General features: G+C 66.7%; 17 protein-coding genes. 7 read left to right on the plus strand and 10 right to left on the minus strand.

Going from position 1 to position 20,652, the window contains the following annotated elements; genetic code table 11:
- Window positions 1-4: 4 nt before the first annotated feature.
- The 10 genes from tssH to tssA form a co-directional block, all read right to left on the minus strand.
- The gene (tssH, locus tag ABIB24_RS21820; RefSeq protein WP_354317204.1) at window positions 5-2,680 is read right to left on the minus strand and encodes a type VI secretion system ATPase TssH; all 2,676 of its coding nucleotides are present in this window, start codon (window positions 2,678-2,680) and stop codon (window positions 5-7) included.
- Complete coding sequence (gene tssG / locus ABIB24_RS21825; protein WP_502945832.1) at window positions 2,673-3,722, minus strand: type VI secretion system baseplate subunit TssG; 1,050 nt, start codon at window positions 3,720-3,722, stop codon at window positions 2,673-2,675. Before tssG ends, tssH begins: the two co-directional genes overlap by 8 nt.
- Window positions 3,686-5,548 (minus strand): type VI secretion system baseplate subunit TssF, encoded by a 1,863-nt coding sequence (gene tssF / locus ABIB24_RS21830; protein ID WP_085600961.1) that lies wholly within the window; start codon window positions 5,546-5,548, stop codon window positions 3,686-3,688. Before tssF ends, tssG begins: the two co-directional genes overlap by 37 nt.
- On the minus strand, window positions 5,545-6,060 hold the full coding sequence (gene tssE, locus ABIB24_RS21835) for a type VI secretion system baseplate subunit TssE (RefSeq protein WP_025340319.1): 516 nt from the start codon (window positions 6,058-6,060) through the stop codon (window positions 5,545-5,547). Before tssE ends, tssF begins: the two co-directional genes overlap by 4 nt.
- Entirely contained in the window at window positions 6,054-6,494 is a 441-nt protein-coding gene (locus ABIB24_RS21840; RefSeq protein WP_354317209.1) for a hypothetical protein, read from the minus strand. Before ABIB24_RS21840 ends, tssE begins: the two co-directional genes overlap by 7 nt.
- Window positions 6,491-6,931: a type VI secretion system amidase effector protein Tae4 gene (locus ABIB24_RS21845; protein ID WP_025340317.1), complete on the minus strand. Its 441-nt coding sequence runs from the start codon at window positions 6,929-6,931 to the stop codon at window positions 6,491-6,493. Before ABIB24_RS21845 ends, ABIB24_RS21840 begins: the two co-directional genes overlap by 4 nt.
- A 70-nt stretch (window positions 6,932-7,001) precedes the next feature.
- Window positions 7,002-7,490 (minus strand): Hcp family type VI secretion system effector, encoded by a 489-nt coding sequence (locus ABIB24_RS21850; RefSeq protein ID WP_025340316.1) that lies wholly within the window; start codon window positions 7,488-7,490, stop codon window positions 7,002-7,004.
- Between the two features lie 185 nt (window positions 7,491-7,675).
- Window positions 7,676-9,172: a type VI secretion system contractile sheath large subunit gene (gene tssC, locus ABIB24_RS21855; protein WP_085706379.1), complete on the minus strand. Its 1,497-nt coding sequence runs from the start codon at window positions 9,170-9,172 to the stop codon at window positions 7,676-7,678.
- 11 nt (window positions 9,173-9,183) lie between these two features.
- Window positions 9,184-9,699: a type VI secretion system contractile sheath small subunit gene (gene tssB, locus ABIB24_RS21860; RefSeq protein ID WP_025340314.1), complete on the minus strand. Its 516-nt coding sequence runs from the start codon at window positions 9,697-9,699 to the stop codon at window positions 9,184-9,186.
- A gap of 72 nt (window positions 9,700-9,771) precedes the next feature.
- Window positions 9,772-10,809 (minus strand): type VI secretion system protein TssA, encoded by a 1,038-nt coding sequence (gene tssA, locus ABIB24_RS21865; protein ID WP_137164681.1) that lies wholly within the window; start codon window positions 10,807-10,809, stop codon window positions 9,772-9,774.
- Window positions 10,810-11,205: 396 nt separating this feature from the next.
- Here tssA and tagH point away from each other — a divergent pair, with 396 nt between their 5' ends.
- Genes tagH through ABIB24_RS21900 form a run of 7 tightly spaced genes read left to right on the plus strand, consistent with a single transcriptional unit; the run spans window position 11,206 to window position 20,640 of the window.
- Window positions 11,206-12,564: a type VI secretion system-associated FHA domain protein TagH gene (gene tagH / locus ABIB24_RS21870; protein WP_274079078.1), complete on the plus strand. Its 1,359-nt coding sequence runs from the start codon at window positions 11,206-11,208 to the stop codon at window positions 12,562-12,564.
- Window positions 12,565-12,603: 39 nt separating this feature from the next.
- Window positions 12,604-13,101 carry a type VI secretion system lipoprotein TssJ gene (gene tssJ / locus ABIB24_RS21875; RefSeq protein ID WP_274079077.1) on the plus strand — a complete coding sequence of 166 codons (498 nt, stop codon included), beginning with the start codon at window positions 12,604-12,606 and terminating at the stop codon, window positions 13,099-13,101.
- A gap of 15 nt (window positions 13,102-13,116) precedes the next feature.
- Window positions 13,117-14,451, plus strand: coding sequence for a type VI secretion system baseplate subunit TssK (gene tssK, locus ABIB24_RS21880; protein ID WP_025340310.1), 1,335 nt, complete (start codon window positions 13,117-13,119; stop codon window positions 14,449-14,451).
- Window positions 14,452-14,457: 6 nt separating this feature from the next.
- Entirely contained in the window at window positions 14,458-15,765 is a 1,308-nt protein-coding gene (locus tag ABIB24_RS21885) for a DotU family type VI secretion system protein (RefSeq protein WP_085692538.1), read from the plus strand.
- Window positions 15,762-19,271 carry a type VI secretion system membrane subunit TssM gene (tssM, locus tag ABIB24_RS21890; RefSeq protein WP_137164679.1) on the plus strand — a complete coding sequence of 1,170 codons (3,510 nt, stop codon included), beginning with the start codon at window positions 15,762-15,764 and terminating at the stop codon, window positions 19,269-19,271. The genes ABIB24_RS21885 and tssM overlap by 4 nt, the downstream gene beginning before the upstream one ends.
- Complete coding sequence (gene tagF, locus ABIB24_RS21895) at window positions 19,268-19,924, plus strand: type VI secretion system-associated protein TagF (protein ID WP_354317215.1); 657 nt, start codon at window positions 19,268-19,270, stop codon at window positions 19,922-19,924. Before tssM ends, tagF begins: the two co-directional genes overlap by 4 nt.
- Entirely contained in the window at window positions 19,921-20,640 is a 720-nt protein-coding gene (locus tag ABIB24_RS21900) for a PP2C family protein-serine/threonine phosphatase (RefSeq protein ID WP_274079073.1), read from the plus strand. The genes tagF and ABIB24_RS21900 overlap by 4 nt, the downstream gene beginning before the upstream one ends.
- Window positions 20,641-20,652: the final 12 nt, after the last annotated feature.

Consider the following 20,652-nt stretch of genomic DNA (forward strand, 5'->3'; position numbering starts at 1 on the left):
CCTGTCAGTCGGCTGCGCCGAAGTCATAGTGCAAGTCGTTGTCGCGGCGGCTGATGCGCACGCTCGCCAGCGGCTTGCCTTCGAGCATGCGGGTGAGGAACTCGCGGCTCATGTCCGGCAGCAGGCCGTTGGTGAGGATGGCGTCGATCATGCGGCCACCGCTTTCGGTTTCGGTACAGCGCGAGACGATCAGCTCCACCACCCTTTCGTCGTAGGCGAAGCCGACCTTGTGCGTGCCTTCCACGCGCTTGCGGATGCGCTCCAGTTGCAGGCGGGTGATGGCCTTGAGCATGGCGTCGCTGAGCGGGTAGTAGGGGATGGTCACCAGGCGGCCGAGCAGCGCCGGCGGGAAGATTTCCAGCAGCGGCTTGCGCAGCTGGCTGGCCACTGCGTCCGGGTCGGGCAGGGCCTGTGGGTCGCTGCAAGTGCGCGCAATGAGCTCGGTACCGGCGTTGGTGGTGAGCAGAATCAGCGTGTTGCGGAAATCGATCTGGCGGCCTTCGCCGTCCTCCATCACGCCCTTGTCGAACACCTGGAAGAAGATCTGGTGCACGTCCGGGTGGGCTTTTTCCACCTCGTCCAACAGCACCACGCTGTACGGCCGGCGGCGCACGGCCTCGGTCAGCACACCGCCTTCGCCGTAGCCGACGTAGCCAGGTGGGGCGCCCTTGAGGGTCGAGACGGTATGGGCCTCCTGGAACTCGCTCATGTTGATGGTGATCAGGTTCTGTTCACCGCCGTACAGCGCCTCGGCCAGGGCCAGTGCGGTCTCGGTCTTGCCCACGCCAGAGGTGCCGGCGAGCATGAACACGCCAATCGGCTTGTTCGGGTTGTCGAGGCCGGCGCGGGAGGTCTGGATGCGCTTGGCGATCATTTCAAGCGCGTGGTCCTGGCCAATGATGCGCCTGGCCAGCAGGCTGTCGAGGTTGAGCACGGTCTCGATCTCGTTGCGCGCCATGCGTCCCACCGGAATCCCGGTCCAGTCGGCCACCACCGAGGCCACTGCCTGGTAATCCACGGTCGGCAGGATCAACGGGCTCTCGCCTTGCAGGGCGCTCAGGCGCCGTTGCAGGTCGGCCAGCGTTTCGCGCAGTTCAGGGTTGCCTGGCACCTGCGCGTCCTGGTCGACCACCCCGGCCTGGTCGCGCAGCTGGGCGCGGGTGGCCAGCAATTGGTCGACCAGGGCCTTTTCTTCGGCCCAGCGGCTTTCCAGCGTGGCCAGGCGTTGGCGCTCTTCGGCCAGCAGGGTGTCGGCCTGGGCCTGGCGCTGCCCGGTAGGCACACCGATGGCGGCTTCACGGGCGATGATCGCCTGCTCGACCTCCAGCGCCTCGATACGCCGGCGGCTGTCGTCGACCTCGGCCGGCACCGCGTGCAGGCTGATGGCCACGCGCGCGCAGGCGGTATCGAGCAGGCTCACTGACTTGTCCGGCAGCTGGCGCGCCGGGATGTAGCGGTGCGACAGCTTGACCGCGGCTTCGAGTGCTTCGTCGAGGATCTGCACCTGGTGGTGCTGCTCCATGGTCGATGCCACCCCACGCATCATCAGCAGCGCCTTGGCTTCGCTCGGCTCGTCCACCTGCACCACCTGGAAGCGACGGGTCAGGGCCGGGTCCTTCTCGATGTGCTTCTTGTACTCGGCCCAGGTGGTAGCCGCCACCGTGCGCAGGCTGCCACGGGCCAGTGCCGGTTTGAGCAGATTGGCGGCATCGCCGGTGCCGGCGGCGCCACCGGCACCGACCAGGGTATGGGCTTCATCGATGAACAGGATGATCGGTTTGGGCGAGGCCTGCACATCCTCGATCACCTGGCGCAGGCGCTGTTCGAACTCGCCTTTCATGCTGGCGCCGGCCTGCAACAGGCCGACGTCCAGGCTGCGCAGCTCGACGTCCTTGAGCGCCGGCGGCACGTCGCCAGCGACGATGCGCAAGGCGAACCCTTCGACCACGGCGGTCTTGCCGACACCCGCTTCGCCGGTAAGGATCGGGTTGTTTTGCCGGCGTCGCATGAGGATATCGACCAGCTGGCGGATCTCTTCGTCACGGCCGACGATAGGGTCGAGCTTGCCGCTTCGGGCCTGTTCGGTAAGGTCGACGGTAAAGCGCTTGAGCGCCTCCTGCTTGCCCATCGCCGCAGGCGCCACGGCGCCGCTGGCCTCGCCAGGCTGCGCAGCGCTGAAGCCGTCGGTGGCGGCCAGGTGGTTTTCCGGTGAGTCTCCCACGTACTCGTCGAAGCGTTCGCTCAACGCCTCGATCTTCAGCTTGGCGAACTCGTTCGACAGCCCCAGCAGGGCATGGCGCAGGCCAGGTGTCTTGAGGATGCCGACCAGCAGGTAGCCGCTGCGCACCTGGCTCTCGCCGAACATCAGGCTGCCGTATACCCAGCCGCGCTCGACGGCTTCTTCCACCTGCGAGGAAAGGTCGGTGATCGAGGTCGAACCGCGTGGCAGCCGGTCCAGCGCATCGGTCAGGTCGCGGGCCAGGCGCGCCGGCTCGATATCGAACTGGCGCACGATACGGTGCAGGTCGCTGTCCTGCAGTTGCAGCAACTGGTGCAGCCAGTGCACCAGTTCGACATAGGGGTTGCCCCGCAGCTTGCAGAACACCGTTGCGGCCTCGATGGCCTTGTAGGCGACGCTGTTGAGTTTGCCGAACAGCGCGGCGCGGCTGATTTCACCCATGGTCCTGGTTCCTTGTATGGTGGGCGGCGGCCGGCTGGTCGGCGTAGTACCGGGCCAGCTTCAGGTCGCATGCATCGTGCGAAGGGCGGCCGAGCCAGGTATCGAAGCCCAGGCGTTGGCCGGCATTGAGTTGCAGCGCAGGCACCTGGTCCTGCGCGAGGATCAGGTTGAGGTCCCAGTCCAGTTCCTGGCCCAGGTATTCGGCGACCCATGCCGCCAGTTCGACGAAGGCCTGTCCGCCAGGCAGCAGGGCGTGGTACTGGTCGAGGCTGAGCGGGCCGAGGCACAGCCGGAACTTGTGCTGGCGGTCCCAGGCGTAGCGGCCCAGGCAAAGGTCCATGCCCAGGCGGTTGGCGCGCACGCCGAGCTGGCTGCGTTCGGGCAGCTCAAGCCACTGGCCGACATATTCTTCCAGCGTCACAGGCACGCCGAAATACCCGCTGAGGATGCTGCACAGGCCGTCCGGGTAGCGCGTTTGCGCGCTCAGGTGGCCGGACCAGTGCAGTTTGGCGGTGTCGGCCAGCGCGCCCTGGCCTTGCAGTTCGGGCTGGCCACGGCCACTGAGCGCCGCCAGGCGCGCGGCCCAGTAGTCATCCCCCGGGCGATCGTGGCTGACGGTCGGTCGGGCTTCGGCCCAGGCACGGTAGAACAGGCTCAGCAGGCGGTGATGGAAGACGTCGAGGAACGCCTTGCTGGTCGAGTCGGCATGGTTGCGCTGGCGCTCGCGCATGTATTCGGTCAGGTGCAGTGGCAGCGGCCCGTTGGGGCCTCCGAGGCCGAAGAAGAACTGCTCCAGGCGCGCCGGCTGGTTGCCGTCGGCGCTGACCGAGGCCAGGGTCGACGGGGCGAACCCGCAGTCCAGGCGCTGGCCCAGGCGCACAGGCTCGTCGGCCAGGCGCAGGGAATGACCGAAGCGTGGCAGCTCGGGGTATTGCGCTTCGAGGCGGCGCAGCGCCTGGAAGAAGTCGTACGCCCAGGGCTCGTCCTGCATGGCCTGCAAGGTGTTCATAAGGTCGGCCTGCGCCCCGGTTTGGCCGACCAGCGCATGATCTCGCCGCGTTCGCTGGTGCGCAGTACCGTTTCGGTGAAGCTGTTGATCGACACGTAGCGGGTCAGGAAACGCTCGAACACCGCGCCGAGCAGGAACACGCCGGTCCCGCGGAAGGCGTTTTCGTCGAAGGTCAGGGTGATCTCCAGGCCACGCCCGAAAACGATCGGCCCGGGCATCGGCAGGCGTCGGGTGCAGGGCTTGCTGCTGACGTCGCGCAGGCCGTCGATCTGCAGGTTCAGGGCGCTGTCCTGCGGGTCGCCATACAGGCGCAGCAATTCGCGCAGGGCGGCGGCGCCCTGGCCGTGCTCGGCCAGAGACAGGTAGTTCAGCGACAGCTGGCTGATCAGGCGCCAGGCGCGGTTGTCGTGGGCATGGCTGGCCTTGGGCCGGCTCGGGCCGGCCAGGCAACGCACGCCGGCAACCGGTGCGCTGTCGGCCAGGCTGAAGTCGCTGCGCCCGTCGCCAACACTCATGAACAGTGGCAGGTCGCGGTTGCTGCACAGGGCGCTGATACCCAGCTGGCGCAGGTCGTGGCGGTAGGGTGCCTGCTGGCCGTCGACCAGGCTGATGAACGTTTCGCTGCCCATGTAGCTGGAGCGGGTGCCATTGCGTCGCTGGTCGCTGGACAGCACCCGCGGCTCCCGGCGCACGATGTAGTAGGCCTGGTCGCGGCCGTAGCGCGACGGGTCGCGCACCGCATAGAACGGCAGGAATTCCTGATCCGGCCCGGTGCCGTGGCCGGTGACCCGCTGCAGGGAATGGATCTCGAAATCGGTGGGCCGGGTGCGGTCGGCGATCACGTGGTGCTCATGCACTCGATCGGAAAGGTGCAGGCGGTCGACCCGGCGCGGAAACAGGTTGATCGCCGGGGTGCAGAACGGCACGAACTGGCTCGCGCCGACGCTGCTCTCCAGGCTCTGGTCGAAGCGTTCGAACAATACCAGCACTTCCAGCGTCTGGCCGGTGCAGCGCTGTACGGCCTGCTCCAGCCCGGCAAAATCGACGAACAGGAAGCGCTGCGGCAGGGCGAAGTACTCTTGCAGCAGGCGGTAGCCCTGGAAGGCCTGGGGCACCACCGGCAACGCCGCTTCACGGTCATCGAAGCCACACGGGCGCAGGGCCTGTTCGACCGGAATACGCTCCACCCAATCGGCGCCGGGTTGGCGCACGAACACCGCACAGGCGCTGCCCAGCAGTTGCTCGTAGAGGCGGAACGGGGTTTCGTCGGCGCCGTTGAGGTACAGCGGCAGATGGCTGAGCGGCAAACTGGCGAACGGCAGCTCGGCGCCACTGCGCAGGGTCAGGCGCAGGCCGGCGCGGGCTTGCGGCACGCTGCTGGCCAGGCGCCCGAGCACCGCGCCAGGGTTGCCGAAGTACTCGGCGCGGGCTACCTGCAAGGGCCAGAGGGTGACGTCCTGGGTGCTGCGGAACTCGCACGGGGTTTGCGAGTTGCGCCCCAGGTTGGCGCGCAGCACGCTGTCACGCGGCAGGCGGAACCCGGCGGCCAGTGAACCCTCGTCGGGGTCGGTCTGCAGTTGCACCACGGTCATCGACGGGGTAGGCGCCAGGTAGTGCGGGTAGGCGATCTCCAGCAGGTTGTGGGTGAAGGTCGGGTACTCGGCATCCAGCTTCAGTTGCACCCGCGCGGTGAGGTAGGCGAAGCCTTCGAGCAGGCGCTCGACATAGGGGTCGGCACACTCGATCCCGGACAGCGTCAGGCGCCCGGCGATCTTCGGGTATTCCCGGGCGAACTCCGCCGCACTTTCGCGGATGTGCTGCAGCTCCTGGTTGTACAGCTCGAGCAGGCGCGGGTTCATGCACGCCTCCGGCGTTCGGCAGGGGCCACGCGCACATGGCCGGACTCAAGGTCCACCTCGGTCTGCAGCAGCAACGGCAAGGCCGCCGGCTGGGCCCACAGGTCACCTTCGATTTCGAAACTCAGGGCGTTGGCATTCATCTCGCCGGGTGCGGCCTGGGCACGCACCTTCAAGGTATGGGCGAGGATGCGTGGCTCGTAGGTAGCGATGGCCTGGTGGATGATGCGCTCCAGGGCGGCCAGGTCGATGTTCGAGGCGCTGTTGCCGGCCAGGGCCGGCAGGCCGTAGTTGATCACCGAAGCCCCGGCCGGGGTGCCCAGAGTCGCGGCGCTGTCGAGCAGCGAAGTGGTGTTGAGCAACCAGGCGAGGTCGCGCAGTACCGAGGCCTTGAGCTGGTGCAGGCTGAGCACGCGCTTGTCCGGCGCTTCCTGCGGGTTGCCCGGGTCGTCGTCGGTCAGGCGGTCCAGCAGCGAGGGCTGCAGACGGTCGCGGGCGGCGATTTCGGCTACCACTCGAACAGCCCCACGAAGTTCTTCTGGTCTACAGGGCCGTTCGAGCAGCTGGCGCCACGTGCCAGGATGGAAGGCTCCAGGCGCTCGCCCAGTTGGCGAACAGCCTGGTACTGGCTTTCGCAACGGCCGGGTTGTGACGGGTCTGGCTGCACATGGCTGACAATGATGATCTGCGCGCCATTGAACTGCTCCACGCGAGGCTTGCCGCCATCTCGCTCCGGGCTGAGCTGGCAAGGCCAGGGCATTTCCAGCTGCAATAGCGAGGCATCGGCCTTGCGCAGCGCGCAGCGGCCTTCGTGGTTCACCAGCACGAGCTTTTTCCCGGCAAGGCTGACCTCAGGCGCCGCGTTCGACAAGGGAGCGGGGGGCTGTGCACAGGCATTCAGGGCGAACGCGACCAGCAGGGCCGGCATGGCTTTGGGCGCACGTTTCATTTCAGCTCCCAGAACCAGACGGCCTTGGAACGATGGGCCTGGTCGGCGAAATAGCCCGTGACCCGGCCTCTGTCCCACAAATCGATGTGATCGCCAGTACGGTTTTCGAATGCCTGCCCGGCACGGGCGAAGCAGTCCTTGAAGAAGATGATGCCGCGCTTTTCGCCGAGCTTGAGGCGGTCGCTTGCGCTGCCGCTCAGTTGCAGCGGGGCGCCAAGATGGTGCTTCCACAGCCAGTTGGCCAGCGATTCGGCACCCCGGGCATGGCCATGGGCACAACGTGGTTCGCTGTAGGTACCGGCGTTCACCTTGATGGTGTGCTCGCCGTTGAGCGCGATACTCATGCGGATGGCGCACTGGTTGTCCCAGCCGCCGTCGCAAGGCGAGGAGTCGGTCGGGTAGGCATTCCAGAGGTTGATGAAAGAAGGCTTGGCCATGGGGTTCACCGTGAGCGGGTGAGGTGGGGGAAGGCGCCCGCGCCAGCCAAGGCGGCGCGGGCGCGGTCGGTCAGATCTTGACGTTGGAGCGGATGTTCCAGCCGTACTTGATCGGGCCGCCTTCCTTGGTGCCGTCGGCTTTCTGCGGCTGATAGTCGACGGTGACCTTGGCGAAGTTCAGGGTCACGTGCTCGGTCAGGCGGTCGTCGCTGCCCGAGCCACCAGTGCTCAGCGAGCTGATGATGACTTCTTCAAGGTTGATAATCAGGTACTCGACCTGGCTCTCGCCCCCGGCCTTGCGCACGGTCAGCTTGACCTTGTCGATGTGCTTGCCGCTGGAGCAGTGGGCCATCAGGTTGGGGCTGGCCTTGTCGATGTACTTGGTGATCGACAGGTCCTGGATGTTGACCTTGCCCGAGCCGCCGCCGCTGCCCATGTGCATGTTGCCGGACTGGGACATGCCCCAGCTCCAGTTGAGCACGTCGATTTCGTCCTTATGGGCCTTGTCGTGGGACTCGCCCTTGATGTCGCCGATCTTGATGAAAATGTCTACAGCCATGGTGTCCTCGGTATTACGCGTCAGGTTGGCGGTTTGGTGCAGTTGGGGCTGCTGCGCAGCCCTTTCGCGACGCAAGGCCGCTCCTACAGAAGCTGCGTCGGTCTCTCACTCAACACACGACGTCGGCCCTCTGTGCAGGAGCGGCCTTGCGTCGCGAAAGGGCCGCGAAGCGGCCCCGAAGTCTGTCAGGCCCCTTTGGCCGAAGGCAGCTTCGATACCAGGCGCAGCGACACGGTCAGCCCTTCGAGCTGGTAGTGCGGGCGCAGGTAGAAGCGCGAGTTGTAGTAACCCGGGTTGCCTTCGACGTCCTCGACCACAACCTCGGCCGCTGCCAGCGGGTGCTGGGCCTTGGTGGTCTCGGTGGAGTGCGCCGGGTCGCCGTCGACGTAGTTGAGGATCCAGTCCTGCAGCCAGCGCTGCATCTCGTCCTTCTCCTTGAACGAGCCGATCTTGTCGCGAACGATGCACTTGAGGTAGTGAGCGAAGCGGCAGGTGGCGAACAGGTACGGCAGGCGCGCGGCCAGGTTGGCGTTGGCGGTGGCGTCCGGGTCGTCATACTCGGCCGGCTTCTGCAGCGACTGGGCACCAATGAAGGCAGCGAAGTCGGTGTTCTTCTTGTGCAACAGCGGCATGAACCCGTTCTTGGCCAGCTCCGCTTCGCGGCGGTCGGAAATGGCGATTTCGGTCGGGCACTTCATGTCCACGCCACCGTCGTCGGTGGGGAAGGTGTGCGCCGGCAGGCCCTGCACTTCGCCACCCGACTCCACGCCACGAATGCGCGAGCACCAGCCGTAGTACTTGAACGAGCGGTTGATGTTCACGGCCATGGCATAGGCGGCGTTGGCCCAGGTGTACTTGCTGCTGTCGGCGCCGTCGGTGTCTTCTTCGAAGGCAAATGCCTCGACCGGGTCGGTCTTGGCGCCATAAGGCAGACGCGCCAGGAAGCGCGGCATGGTCAGGCCGATGTAGCGCGAGTCTTCGGACTCACGCAGCGAGCGCCAGCCAGCATATTCCGGGGTGGTGAAGATCTTGGTCAGGTCGCGCGGGTTGCTCAGCTCCTGCCAGGAGCCCATGCCCATCACGGTCGGCGAGGCGGCGGCAATGAACGGCGCGTGCATCGAGGCGCAGACCTTCGACATTTCGCCCAGCAGCTCGACGTCGGGTGGCGACTGGTCGAAGTAGTAGTCGCCGACCAGGCAGCCATAAGGTTCGCCGCCGAACTGGCCGTACTCTTCCTCGTACAGTTTCTTGAACACCGGGCTCTGGTCCCAGGCAGTGCCCTTGAATTTCTTCAAGGTCTTGTGCAGCTCGGTCTTCGAGACGTTGAGCACGCGGATCTTCAGTTGCTCGTCGCTCTCGGTGTTGTTGACCAGGTAATGCAGGCCACGCCAGGCGCTTTCCAGCTGCTGGAAGTCGTTGTGATGGATGATCTGGTTGACCTGTGCGGTCAGCTTGGCGTCGATGGCGGCAATGATCTGCTCGATCGAGCCAATGGCATCGTTGGACACCAGGCTGGTCTGCGCCAGGGCCTGCTCGGCCAAGGTACGAACGGCGCTTTCGACCGCTTCCTTGGCACGTTCGGTCTTGGGCTTGAATTCCTGCAGCAACAGGGCGGCGAACTCGCTCGGGTCCTGGGTGGCAGCTCCCGGCTGGGCCTGGGCGTCGCGCAATGGATCGTTCATGGGCTGTCTCCTCAGGCCTTGGGCTCGTTGTCGACGGGTTTCGGTGCGCTGGCCAGGGCTTGCAGCAGGGCCGGGTCCTTGATGGCCTTGAGGATGATGTCCTCGGCACCGGTCTTGCCGTCCATGTAGGTCAGCAGGTTGGCCAATTGGGTGCGGGCCTCGAGCAGCTGGTTGAGGGCGTCGACCTTGCGCGCCACGGCGGCCGGGCTGAAGTCGTCCATGCTCTCGAAGGTGATGTCCAGGCTCAGGTTGCCTTCGCCGGTCAGTTCGTTGGGCACGTTGAAGGCCACGCGTGGCTTCATCGCCTTCAGGCGCGAGTCGAAGTTGTCGACGTCGATTTCCAGGAACTTGCGCTCGGCCACCGCTGGCAGCGGCTCGGCCGGCTTGCCGGCAAGGTCCGACAGCACGCCCATGACGAACGGCAACTGGACTTTCTTTTCGGCGCCGTAGAGCTCGACGTCATATTCGATCTGCACCCGCGGCGCACGGTTGCGCGCGATGAATTTCTGGGAGCTGTCTTTCGCCACGTTGTTCCTCCTGGTCGCCGGTACGGCGGCGCTGTTCGTTGCGGGCGTCGGTGTTGATGCGGGCCGAGGACGTCAGTTGTCCTCGGGGCCGCGCAGGTTCTCGAATTGCGACCAGCCATCGGGGATCAGGTCGCGCACAATGGTTGCGAAATCGGCATTGACCAGCTTCTTCGCCCGGTGCAGCAGTACCGGCAGCGGGCTTGATGGTTCGTGGCGGGCGTAGTACTGCAGCAGGCGGTCAAGGCTCTGCTGCACGTCTTCGCGGCTGTTGACTTCACCAGGGCGGGCAGCCGGCCGTGTGCCCGGGGCGGCACTGGCGGTCGCCTGCCGCTCGTCATCGCGCTCGGCAGCCGGCGTGTCATCGGCTTGCGGGGCTGGGCCCGCCCCGTCGGGGCAGTAGTCAGCCAGTACCTGCTGCACCTGGCGCAGCGGCTGGCGCAAGGCTGACAAATCGATACCGCTGGCCGACCCGACCTGGTCGTTGACCCGGCTCTCGATGGCGTCCACCGCCTCGCGGGCCAGCCGCAGCGCCTCTTGGCATTGCTGCAGCTGGTCGGCGTCGGCGTCACGCAGGGCGGCGGCCAGTTCCTCGGCGCTGAGCTGTTCGCTGGCGAAATGCTGCACGCCTGCGGCGTGCAGTGCCGCGCGCAGGGTGACCGGGCCAAAGGCACGGGAGCGCACCAGCACGGCGTCACGCAGCAGCGCGATGTTGGTGTCGCAGGCCAGGCCGGCCAGGGCGTTGACCCGTACCGTAGGGTCGTTGTCGTCGGCGGCGTCCAGTTGTGGGTGCAGGTGCAGCCAGTACTCGCCGAGCAGATCGCGGATCAGTTCCAGGCTGGCGGCAAGCCCTGGGAGGCCGTGCAGGGCCAGGTTGGCCTGAAGCAGGAAATGGGTGATGCGCAGGTCCTTGCTGCGTTGCAGCAAGGTCGTGCTTGCCTGCTCGATATCGCGCCACTGTGGTGGCTCGGCAGGCTGGACGGCGTCGCCCATGACGCGCTCGGGGCGGCCCTGGGCGTCACGCTCCAGTTGCAGAAACTCGGCGTCATATTCGAGGTCATCGCCGCAGGGAAAGTCAGCGGAAACAGCGGCGAGCAGCGGCGATGCGTTCACCAGAATTCGATCTCCATATCGGCCCTTGGTGAGGGCGTGTTGTTGTGCGAAGTTGCAAGTGTGAACTGGCGCACAAACTTTCCAAAGAGTGCCGGGGTGATATCATGGTGATATTATTTTGGCACTTCGAAGTTGCGCATTTATGGTTTATTTATTCGCGAGTGTCAAGGTAAGCTACGCGCCCCCGAGTGCCAGCTGTGAATCCGTTGGCAGTTACCGAGCACCACTCGTCCGATTCCATTCGGTTAGCCTCGGCATTAGCGTTGAATAGCCGTCGTATGTTCGGTTGTGTGCACGAAGCCCCCGTAAATCAAGGGGTGCAGCTGTATTTGAGTGGTTGTGGGGAAACAACTCAAATGGATGGATTGATGTTTTAAATGGATGCATGGAGGCGTGATGGCACTTTGCCTAACTATCACTAGTTACCACAAGATTACTCCCGGGCAATGCCCGGAGATGCGGCTGGAAACCGGTGCCATCACGCTTGGCCGTGCGGCGGATAATGACTGGGTACTTCCTGACCCCGAGCGGTTGGTATCGGCCCGGCATTGTGTGATCCAGTTCAAGGACGGGCGATATTTTTTGACCGATGACAGTACGAACGGTGTGGAATTAGTTCGTGCCGGTATTCGCTTGCGTCGCGGTAACAGTGAGCAGTTACTGGATGGCGAAGTTATCCGTATTGGGGAATACGAGATACAGGCGCGCATCGAGGCGAACCTGCCTGGCGCCCTGGAGGGCGAACCCCAGGTACACAGTTTCGAGGCGCTGATGGCCAACCAGGTGGCGGCCCCGGCCGTTCCCGCCCCGCCGATTTCCGGTGCGCCGGCTGCGTTCCTGCAAGGTGCGTCGAACCACGACACGCTGCCTGACCTGTTCGACTTCCTCGGCCCCTCGAGCGTGCCGCCGGTCAGCCAGCCCGACCATGTGCCGGCTCAGCAGCACGACTTCCGCCCGCCAACCCCGGTGGTGGCGCCTGCCCCGGCCGCCGAACCGGCTGCGCCGGGGATGATCCCGGAAGACTGGAACCTGTTCGGCTCGGCACCGGCACCGGCACAGACCCCGGCCCCGACCCCGACTGCGCCGCCTGCGCCAGCCGTTCCGGCAGCGCCTGTACAGCCTGCTGCAAGCGAACCAGTCGCCGCACCTGCGCCAGCCGCAAGCAGCGATGCGTTGCTGCAGGCGTTCCTGCGCGGCGCCGGTATCGAGCACCTGCGCATCGACGCCGCCGACGCCGCAGCGCAAATGGAGGCCATCGGCCAGAGCTACCGCTTGATGGTGGAGGGCCTGATCGACGTGTTGCGTGCACGCAGCAGCCTGAAGGGCGAGTTTCGCATGCAGCAGACCACCATCGCCCCGGTGCAGAACAACCCGCTGAAGTTCGCCCCCAATGCCGACGAGGCGTTGCTGCTGTTGCTGCGTCACGGTAACCAGGCGTTCATGGCGCCGGACCAGGCCGTGCGCGAAAGCTTCGATGATGTGCGCGCCCACCAGCTGGCGGTGATGGCGGGCGTGCAGGCCGCAATCAAGCACCTGCTCGCGTGTTTCCAGCCGGCGCGCCTGGAGCAGCGCCTGGCACCTGCGGCTGGGCTGGCCAAGTTGTTCGGTGGCTCGCGCCAGGCCCACTGCTGGCAGCAGTTCACCGAGCTTTACGGGCAGATCTCCCGTGAAGCCGAAGACGATTTCCAGGAACTGTTCGGCCGCGAATTCAGCCGCGCCTACGAGGCCCACAGCAGCCGTTTGCAACGTAGTTGAGCGCACCCAGGAAGACCACGGTACGTCAAGAGGACAAGGATGAAAGCAATACGACTGGTCGCAGCCCTGAGCCTGGTGCTGCTGGCTGCCTGCAGCAAGGACACGCCGGTTGCCCCCGCTGCCGACAGTGCACCGGACAGCGCAGCCGTGACCCTGTATTTCAGTGCCGCCGAGGGGCTGAACCCGGGCCCTGGCGGCACGCCTGCGCCGGTACGGGTGCGCCTGTACGAGTTGAAGAACAGCGCCGCATTTGCCCGCGCCGACTACTTCGCCCTGGCCGAGCGCGCCCAGGCCACCCTCGGCGCCGACCTGATCGACCAGGACGAAGTGCTGTTGCAGCCCGGCGGCCAGTTGCGCCTGGAACGTCCGCTCGACCCTGCCACTCGCCACATCGGCCTGGTGGTCGGTTACCGCGAGATCGACCAGGCCCAGTGGCGCAGCCTGCTGCCGGTGCCGCCGCGGGACTATCAGATCAGCCTCGATGTGCGTGCCGTGCGCAGCGCCGTGGCCACCCCACAACCTGAACCTGCCCGCTAGGCAATCGGAGTCCCCATGTCCTGGAACAATCGCGTGGTGTGGTCGGAAGGCATGTTCATCACGACCCAGCATTTCCAACAGCATGATCGCTACCTCGAACACCTCGTCGACGCCCGCAACCGGCCGCTGAGCGTGGCCGCGTGGGGGTTCTCCGAGCTGCTGCTCGACCAGGGCCTGCTTGCCCAGGGCAAGGTGGCGATTCTCAGCGCCCGTGGCTTGCTGCCCGACGGTACGCCGTTCGACATCCCCCGCGACGACCTGCCACCTGCGCCGCTGGAAGTGCCCGACGATCTGCGCGATGGCGTTGTCCACCTGGGGCTGCCACTCAAGCGGGCGGGGGCCCGCGACACCGTCGACGAGGGCGAAGCCGTCGCTGGCGCCCGCTATGTCAGCCGTGTCAGCGAGGTGCGTGACGACAACGCGCCGTTCGAGAACCGTGCCCCGCTGGCCCTCGGCAGCCGCGCCCTGCGCCTGCTGCGCAGCGAGGACGGCCTGAGCGACTACGCCGCCCTCGGCATGCTGCGCATCCGCGAAAAGCGCGCCGACCGCGCGCTGGTGGTGGATGACAGCTACATCCCGCCGGTACTCGACGTGGCGGCCAGCCAGCAACTGTCCGGCTTCTGCGGCGAGCTGCTGGGCCTGCTGCACCAACGTGGCGAAGCGCTGGCGGGCAGGGTGGTCGCCTCGGCCAATGGCGGGGCGTCGGAGATTGCCGACTTCATGCTGCTGCAACTGGTCAACCGCGCCCAGCCGCTGGTCGAACACCTCAACCAGCTGAGCCCGCTGCACCCCGAGCGGCTGTACAGCGAGCTGGTGGCCCTGGCTGGCGAGTTCGCCACCTTCACCCGCGATGGCCGCCGCCCGCACAGCTTCCCGGTGTATCAGCACGACGACCTGGCGGCGACCTTCGCGCCAGTGATGGCAGCCTTGCGCGAGGCCTTGTCGACGCTGATCGACAGCAAGGCGGTGGCCATTCCCATCGTCGAGAAGGCCTACGGCATCCACGTTGGCATGCTTGCCGACCGCAGCCTGCTCGACAGCGCCAGTTTCGTCCTGGTGGTGCGTGCCGATGTGCCCAGCGAGACGCTGCGTAGCCGCTTTGGCCAACAGAGCAAGATCGGCTCGGTGGAGCACATCCGCGACCTGGTCAACCTGCAACTGCCGGGCATCGGCCTGCTGCCGTTGCCGGTGGCGCCCCGGCAGATCCCGTTCCATGCCGGCTCCACCTACTTCGAGCTCGACCGGGGCAGCGAGCACTGGAAGCAGTTGCAACACTCCGGTGGCTTTGCCTTCTACGTCGCCGGCGAGTTCCCCGGCCTGAGCCTGGCCTTCTGGGCCATTCGAGGATAACCCGCGATGCACCCGGAAGATCCGCAGGCCAACGACCGTACCCAGTTCATGCCGCGTCCCGGTGGCCGCGCTGCCCCGCAACCCACCGCGCCAGCGCCGCAGCCGCCGCCGTTGCAGGTACCGGCCGAGCCCCTGGCGCCTGGCCAGGGCGTGGGTGTCAACCCGCTCGAGCAGGCGGCCGGGCCGTTGCTGGCCTTGCTTACCCGCCTGCGCAACACCATCGCTCATTCGGCGCCGGCCAGCCTGCGGGCGCAGTTGCTGGCCTATCTGCGCCAGTTCGAGACCCGTGCCGAAGCCGCCGGGGTGGTGCGCAACGAGGTGCTGCTGGCGCGCTATGCGCTATGCACCGCGCTGGACGAGGCAGTGCTCAGCACGCCGTGGGGCAGTGCCAGCGACTGGAGCCGCCAGAGCTTGCTGATCACGGTGCACAACGAGGCCTGGGGTGGTGAGAAGGTGTTCCAGCTGATGGAGCATTGCCTGCAGAGCCCGCGCGAACGCCTGAACCTGCTGGAGCTGTTGTACCTGTGCACCAGCCTCGGCTTCGAGGGCCGCTACCGGGTCATGAACGATGGCCGCGCCCAGCTCGAAGCGCTGCGCGAGCGCACCGCTGCGGCAATTCGCAGTGCCCGTGGCGAGCGTGAGCGCGAACTCTCGCCACACTGGCGTGGGGTGGCTGTCAGCCGTGACCGCCTGGCCCAGTTCGTGCCGCCATGGGTGGGCCTGGCGGTGGCCGCGGCATTGCTGTTGCTGCTGTTGTTCGGCCTGCGCCTGAAGCTGGCCGCCGATGCCGAGCCGGTGTTCCGGGGTATCCACGCGCTGGGCGAAATCCCGGTACAAGCCATGGACCGCCCGGTGCTGCAGCCCAAGCCCGTGGAGCGCCCGCGCCTGGCCGGGTTCCTCGCCGATGACATCAAGGCCGGCCGGGTTTCAGTCGAAGACGCGGTCGACCGCTCGGTGGTGACCATTCGCGGTGACGAGCTGTTCGCCAGCGCCAGCGCCAGCATCAAGGGCGATTTCCAGCCGCTGATGCTGCGCATCGCCGAGGCAGTGGCCAAGGTCAAGGGCAATGTCCGGGTCACCGGGCACAGCGACAACCAGCGCATCGCGACGTTGCGCTTCCCGTCCAACTGGGCGTTGTCGCAAGCGCGCGCCGAAGAGGTCAAGGGCATCCTCGCCGCGCGCACCGGGCAACCCGAGCGCTTCAGCGCCCAAGGGCTGAGCGACACCGAACCACTGGCGTCGAACGACACCGCGCAGGGCCGGGCGAAGAATCGCCGGGTTGAAATCACCGTTCTGGCGGAGGGCGTCGAGTGAAGGCGTTTTTCAGTTTTGTCATTCGCTGGGTGATCCCGCTGCTGGGCCTGATCGCCCTGAGCCTGATCATCTGGTTCGTCGGGCCGTTGCTGGACATGCTGGCGTCGCCCACGCCACGCTGGCTGCTGATCGTCCTGCTGTTCGCCCTGTGGGGCGGCTACCGCGCCTGGCGCATCGTGCAGGCGCGCCGGCAGGCGGCCAAGGTCATGCAGAGCCTGGCCGCAGAAACCGCCCCGGACCCTGCCAGCGTGGCCACCACCGAAGAGCTGGCGGCGCTGCGCCAGCGCATGGACGAGGCCTTGGCCCTGTTGAAGAAGGCCCGTCTGGGCGGTGACGAGCGTCGCAACCTTTACGAGCTGCCGTGGTACGTGATCATCGGCCCGCCCGGCTCGGGCAAGACCACCGCGCTGGTCAACTCCGGCCTGCACTTCCCGCTGGCCGCGCAACTGGGCGAGGGCGCCATCCGCGGTGTGGGCGGCACGCGCAACTGCGACTGGTGGTTCACCGACCAGGCGGTGCTGCTCGACACTGCCGGCCGCTACACCACCCAGGACAGCCACGCCCAGGTCGACAAGGCGGCCTGGCTGGGCTTTCTCGACCTGCTCAAGACCCAGCGCTCGCGCCGCCCCATCGACGGTGCATTCATCGCCATCAGCCTGTCCGACCTGCTGCTGGGCAGCGACGCCGAGCGCGCCGCCCACGCCGCGGCGATCCGCGCGCGCATCCAGGAGCTGTACAGTCAGCTGGGCGTGCGCTTCCCGGTTTACCTGATGCTGACCAAGCTCGACCTGGTGCCGGGCTTCATGGAGTTCTTCGACAACCTGGGCAAGGACGAACGCGCCCAGGTGTGGGGCATGACCTTCCCGCTGGATACTCTCGAGCAGGGCGCTGACGGCCCGTTGGCGCAGTTCGACAACGAGTTCGCATTGCTCGAACGGCGGCTCGGTGAGCGCCTGGTCGAGCGCCTGCAACAGGAACGCGACCCGGCCCGGCGCGACCTTGTCTACGGCTTCGTGCAACAGTTCGCCGCCCTGCGTGGCAACCTCAAGGCCTTCCTCGACGGCATCTTCAAGCCCAACGCCTTCGAGGCACGGGCGTTGCTGCGTGGTGTGTACTTCACCAGCGGCACCCAGGAAGGCAGCCCCATCGACCGGCTGATCGGCAGCATGGCCCAGAGTATGGGCCTGGACCGTGCGCACCTGGCACGCCAGAGCGGTAGCGGGCGCAGCTATTTCATCGAGCGGTTGTTCACTGCCGTGGCCTTCGCCGAGCGCGGCCTGGTTGGCAGCAACCCCAAGGTGGAGCGGCGGCGCCGGTGGATCGCCCGTGGTGCGCTGGCCGTGAGCGTGGCGCTGGTGCTGCTGGTCGGGACCTTGTGGGCCCTCAGTTACCGGGCCAACCAGCAATACATCGCCGAAGTCGACAGCCGCCTTCAGCCACTGGGCAAAAGCGTGCAAGGCTTGAGCCCTGCGCAGCGCAACGTGGTCGACGTGCTGCCGCTGCTCAACGCCGTCCGCCACCTGGCCGACGACCCTCCCAGCTGGGCCGAGGGCCTGGGCCTGTACCAGGGCGACATGCTCGAAAGCGAATCGCAGAGCCTGTACCGCAAACTGCTGATCGCCATTTTCGCCCCGCGCCTGGTCACCCGCATCGAGGAACAGCTGTATGCCGGGGGACCATCCGATTACCTCTATGAAGGGCTCAAGGCCTACCTGATGCTGGCCGATGCCGAGCACTACGACCCAGACTTCATCAAGGCCTGGATCACCCTCGACTGGGAGCGCCAGTTACCCCGCGACCTTGCGCCCGACCTGCGTCAAGCCCTGGGGCAGCACCTGGCGGCGCTGTTCGAGAAACGTCCGCCGAACGCACGCCTGGACCAGCGCCTGATCGACGACACCCGTCGCCAGCTGCAGCAGTTGCCGGTGGCCCAGCGTGTTTACGACCGGGTCAAGCGCCAGAAGCTGCCACGCGGGGTCGAAGACTTCCGCGTCAGCGACGCTGCCGGGCGTGATGCCGCCCTGGTGTTTCGCTTCAAGAGCGGCAAGCCGTTGAGCGAGCCGCTGCCGGGGCTGTTCACCGTGCAGGGCTACCGCCAGGCATTTCTCGCCGCCAGCCTGGCGCAGAGCACCACGCTGGCCGAGGAACGCTGGGTACTGGGCCGCGCGCCGGGCGAAGCGGGCGATGCCAAACGCCTGGCCGACGATGTGCAGCAACTCTACTACCAGGATTACATCCGCCACTGGGATGCCCTGCTCGACGACCTGGACGTCGTGCCTGTCACCAGCGTTGGCCAAGCCGCCGACGTGCTGCGGGTGCTGTCCGGGCCGACCTCGCCGATGAAGCAGCTGCTGCAGGCGGTGGCCCGTGAAACCAACCTGGCGCAGCCGACCACGCTCGACAAGGTCCAGGACAAGGCCGAGCAGGCCGGTGTCGACCAGCTGCGCCAGCGCCTTGGCGGGCTGCTCGGCGACGCGCCGCTGCCCGTCGACAGCCCCGCGGCCCGCACGCAGGACCCGGTGACCGCGCACTTCGCCGAGCTGGCCACGCTGGTCGGCAGCGGTGAAGGCCAGCCCGCCGCCATCGACGGCTTGCTCACCGACCTCAATGCGCTGTACGTGCAGGTCAGCGCCATGGTCGGTGCCAGCGGCGACGCCTTGCTCGGCGAGGCCAAGAACCAGGCCCAGGCTGCGGCGCAACGGGTAGCCCTCGGCGCGGCGCGCCAGCCCAGGGTGGTGCAGAACCTGGTCAGTTCGGTACTCGGCTCGACCCATGGCATCGTCATGGGCGGGGTGCGCAACCAGCTCAATGCCGCCTGGGCCAGCGAAGTACTGAATGTCTACCGCCAGTCGCTCAGCGGCCGCTACCCGCTGGTGGCCGGCAGCTCGCGTGACGCCACCCTGGAAGACTTCGGCCAGTTCTTCGGGGTCGGCGGGGTGATGGACAACTACTTCCGCAAGTACCTGCAGCCCTACGTCAATACTTCCAGCACGCCTTGGAGCTGGCAGCCGGGCGCTGCGCAGAAGCTCGGGATCAGCGGCAATGTGCTGTACACCTTCCAGCGCGCGGCGACCATCCGCGATGCGTTCTTCCGCAGCGGTAACGGCCTGCAGCCAAGCGTGCGTTTTGAGCTCAAGCCGGTGGCGATGGACGCGAGCATCACCCAGTTCCTGCTCGATCTCGACGGCCAGCAAGTCAGCTACGACCACGGCCCGAGCCGCCCGGTGGCGTTGCAGTGGCCCAACCCGAACAGCATCGGCGTGGTTCGCCTGTCGATCGCGCCGCCATCGGCCAGCGGCCGTTCGGGGCTGACCGTGGAGGGCCCATGGGCGTGGTTCCGCCTGCTCGACCAGGCCGACCTGGTGGCTGGCAGCTCGCCGGAGCGTTTCAACCTGCGTTTGCGCGTGGATGGCGCCAGCGTGTCGTACGAGCTGCGTGCCAGCAGCGCCTTCAACCCGTTCCGCAGCCGAGTGGTCAGCGGTTTCAGCCTGCCGGAGCATCTGTGAACGACGTGGGTTTCTACGGAAAACTGGCCTGCCGCGGCGACTTCGTCAGCCGTGGCTTGCCACAGACCTTCATCCAGCCCTGGGACCAGTGGCTGGCCGCCGGTATCCAGGCCAGCCAGCAGGCGCTTGGCGAGGCCTGGCTGCAGGCCTACCTGGTCAGCCCGTTGTGGCGCTTTGCCATGGCGCCTGGGGTGTGTGGCCCGGACGCGGTGGTCGGCGTGCTGATGCCGAGCATCGACCGGGTGGGGCGGTATTTTCCGCTGAGCGTGGCGCAGGTGCTGGAGCCCGGGGTGGCGATCGCAGGCATCGTTGGTGGGGCCGATGAGTGGTTCGAAGGTGTCGAGGCGGCTTTGCTGGGCACGCTTGAAGCGGATGCGGCTTTCGAGCATTTCGAGGCAGCCTTGCAGCCTTTCGACCAACCCCGGCCGCTGCTGCAGGGGCCACGTGTAGCCGTGGGCGGGTTGCAGCGGCTGGACGGCAGCACGCCGCAGGGCAGGGCGTTGGCCCTGGCCGAATGTGCCTGCGAAGGCATGAGCTTGTGGTGGGGCCTGGGCAGCGAGCAGATCGCACCTGGCCTGCTGCGTAGCCAGGGCCTGCCGCGCAGCGAGCAGTTCGCCGCGTTCCTGCTGGGCAGCGAGGCGAGACCAGCATGAGCCGCGTGCACTACAGCGCGGCCAGCTACAGCCATGTAGGCATGGTCCGCAAGATCAACGAAGACGCCTGCCTGGAGCTGACCTGGGATGGCCTGTGGGCCGTTGCCGACGGCATGGGTGGGCATGCCGCCGGCGACTATGTGAGCAGCCTGGCCGTGGACAGCCTGCGCCAGTTGCCGCTCATCGATGGGCTGGAGGATTTCACCCAGGCCTTGCGCCACACCTTGGCCCAGGTCAACAGCGCCGTACGCGAGGAGACCTTGCGCCGGGGCGTGGCGATGATGGGCAGCACGGTGGTGATCCTGGCCGCCCGCGGCGACCGGGCGGTAGGCCTGTGGGCCGGTGACAGCCGCCTGTATCGGCTGCGCGATGGTCGCATCGAGCGCCTGTCGCATGACCACAGCTATGTCCAGGAACTGCAGGACAGCGGCCTGCTCAACGAGGCCGAAGCCCGCGTGCACCCGCGCGGCAACATCGTCACCCGCGCCATCGGCGTCGAGGACCAGCTCGAACTCCAGGCGGTGGATGTGCAGGTACAGCCGGGCGACACCTACCTGCTGTGCAGCGACGGCTTGAACAAGACCGCCGAAGACCACGAGATCGCCGACGTGCTCGGCCACGCCGACCCCTATCAGGTGGTCCGCAGCCTGGTGCACCTGGGGCTGACCCGTGGCGCCCCTGACAACATCACCGCCGTGGTGGTGAAGGCGAAATGAAGAGCACCCCGA

This window comes from Pseudomonas sp. UYEF17 (assembly GCF_040546125.1).
GTDB classification, from domain to species: Bacteria; Pseudomonadota; Gammaproteobacteria; order Pseudomonadales; family Pseudomonadaceae; genus Aquipseudomonas; species Aquipseudomonas putida_Z.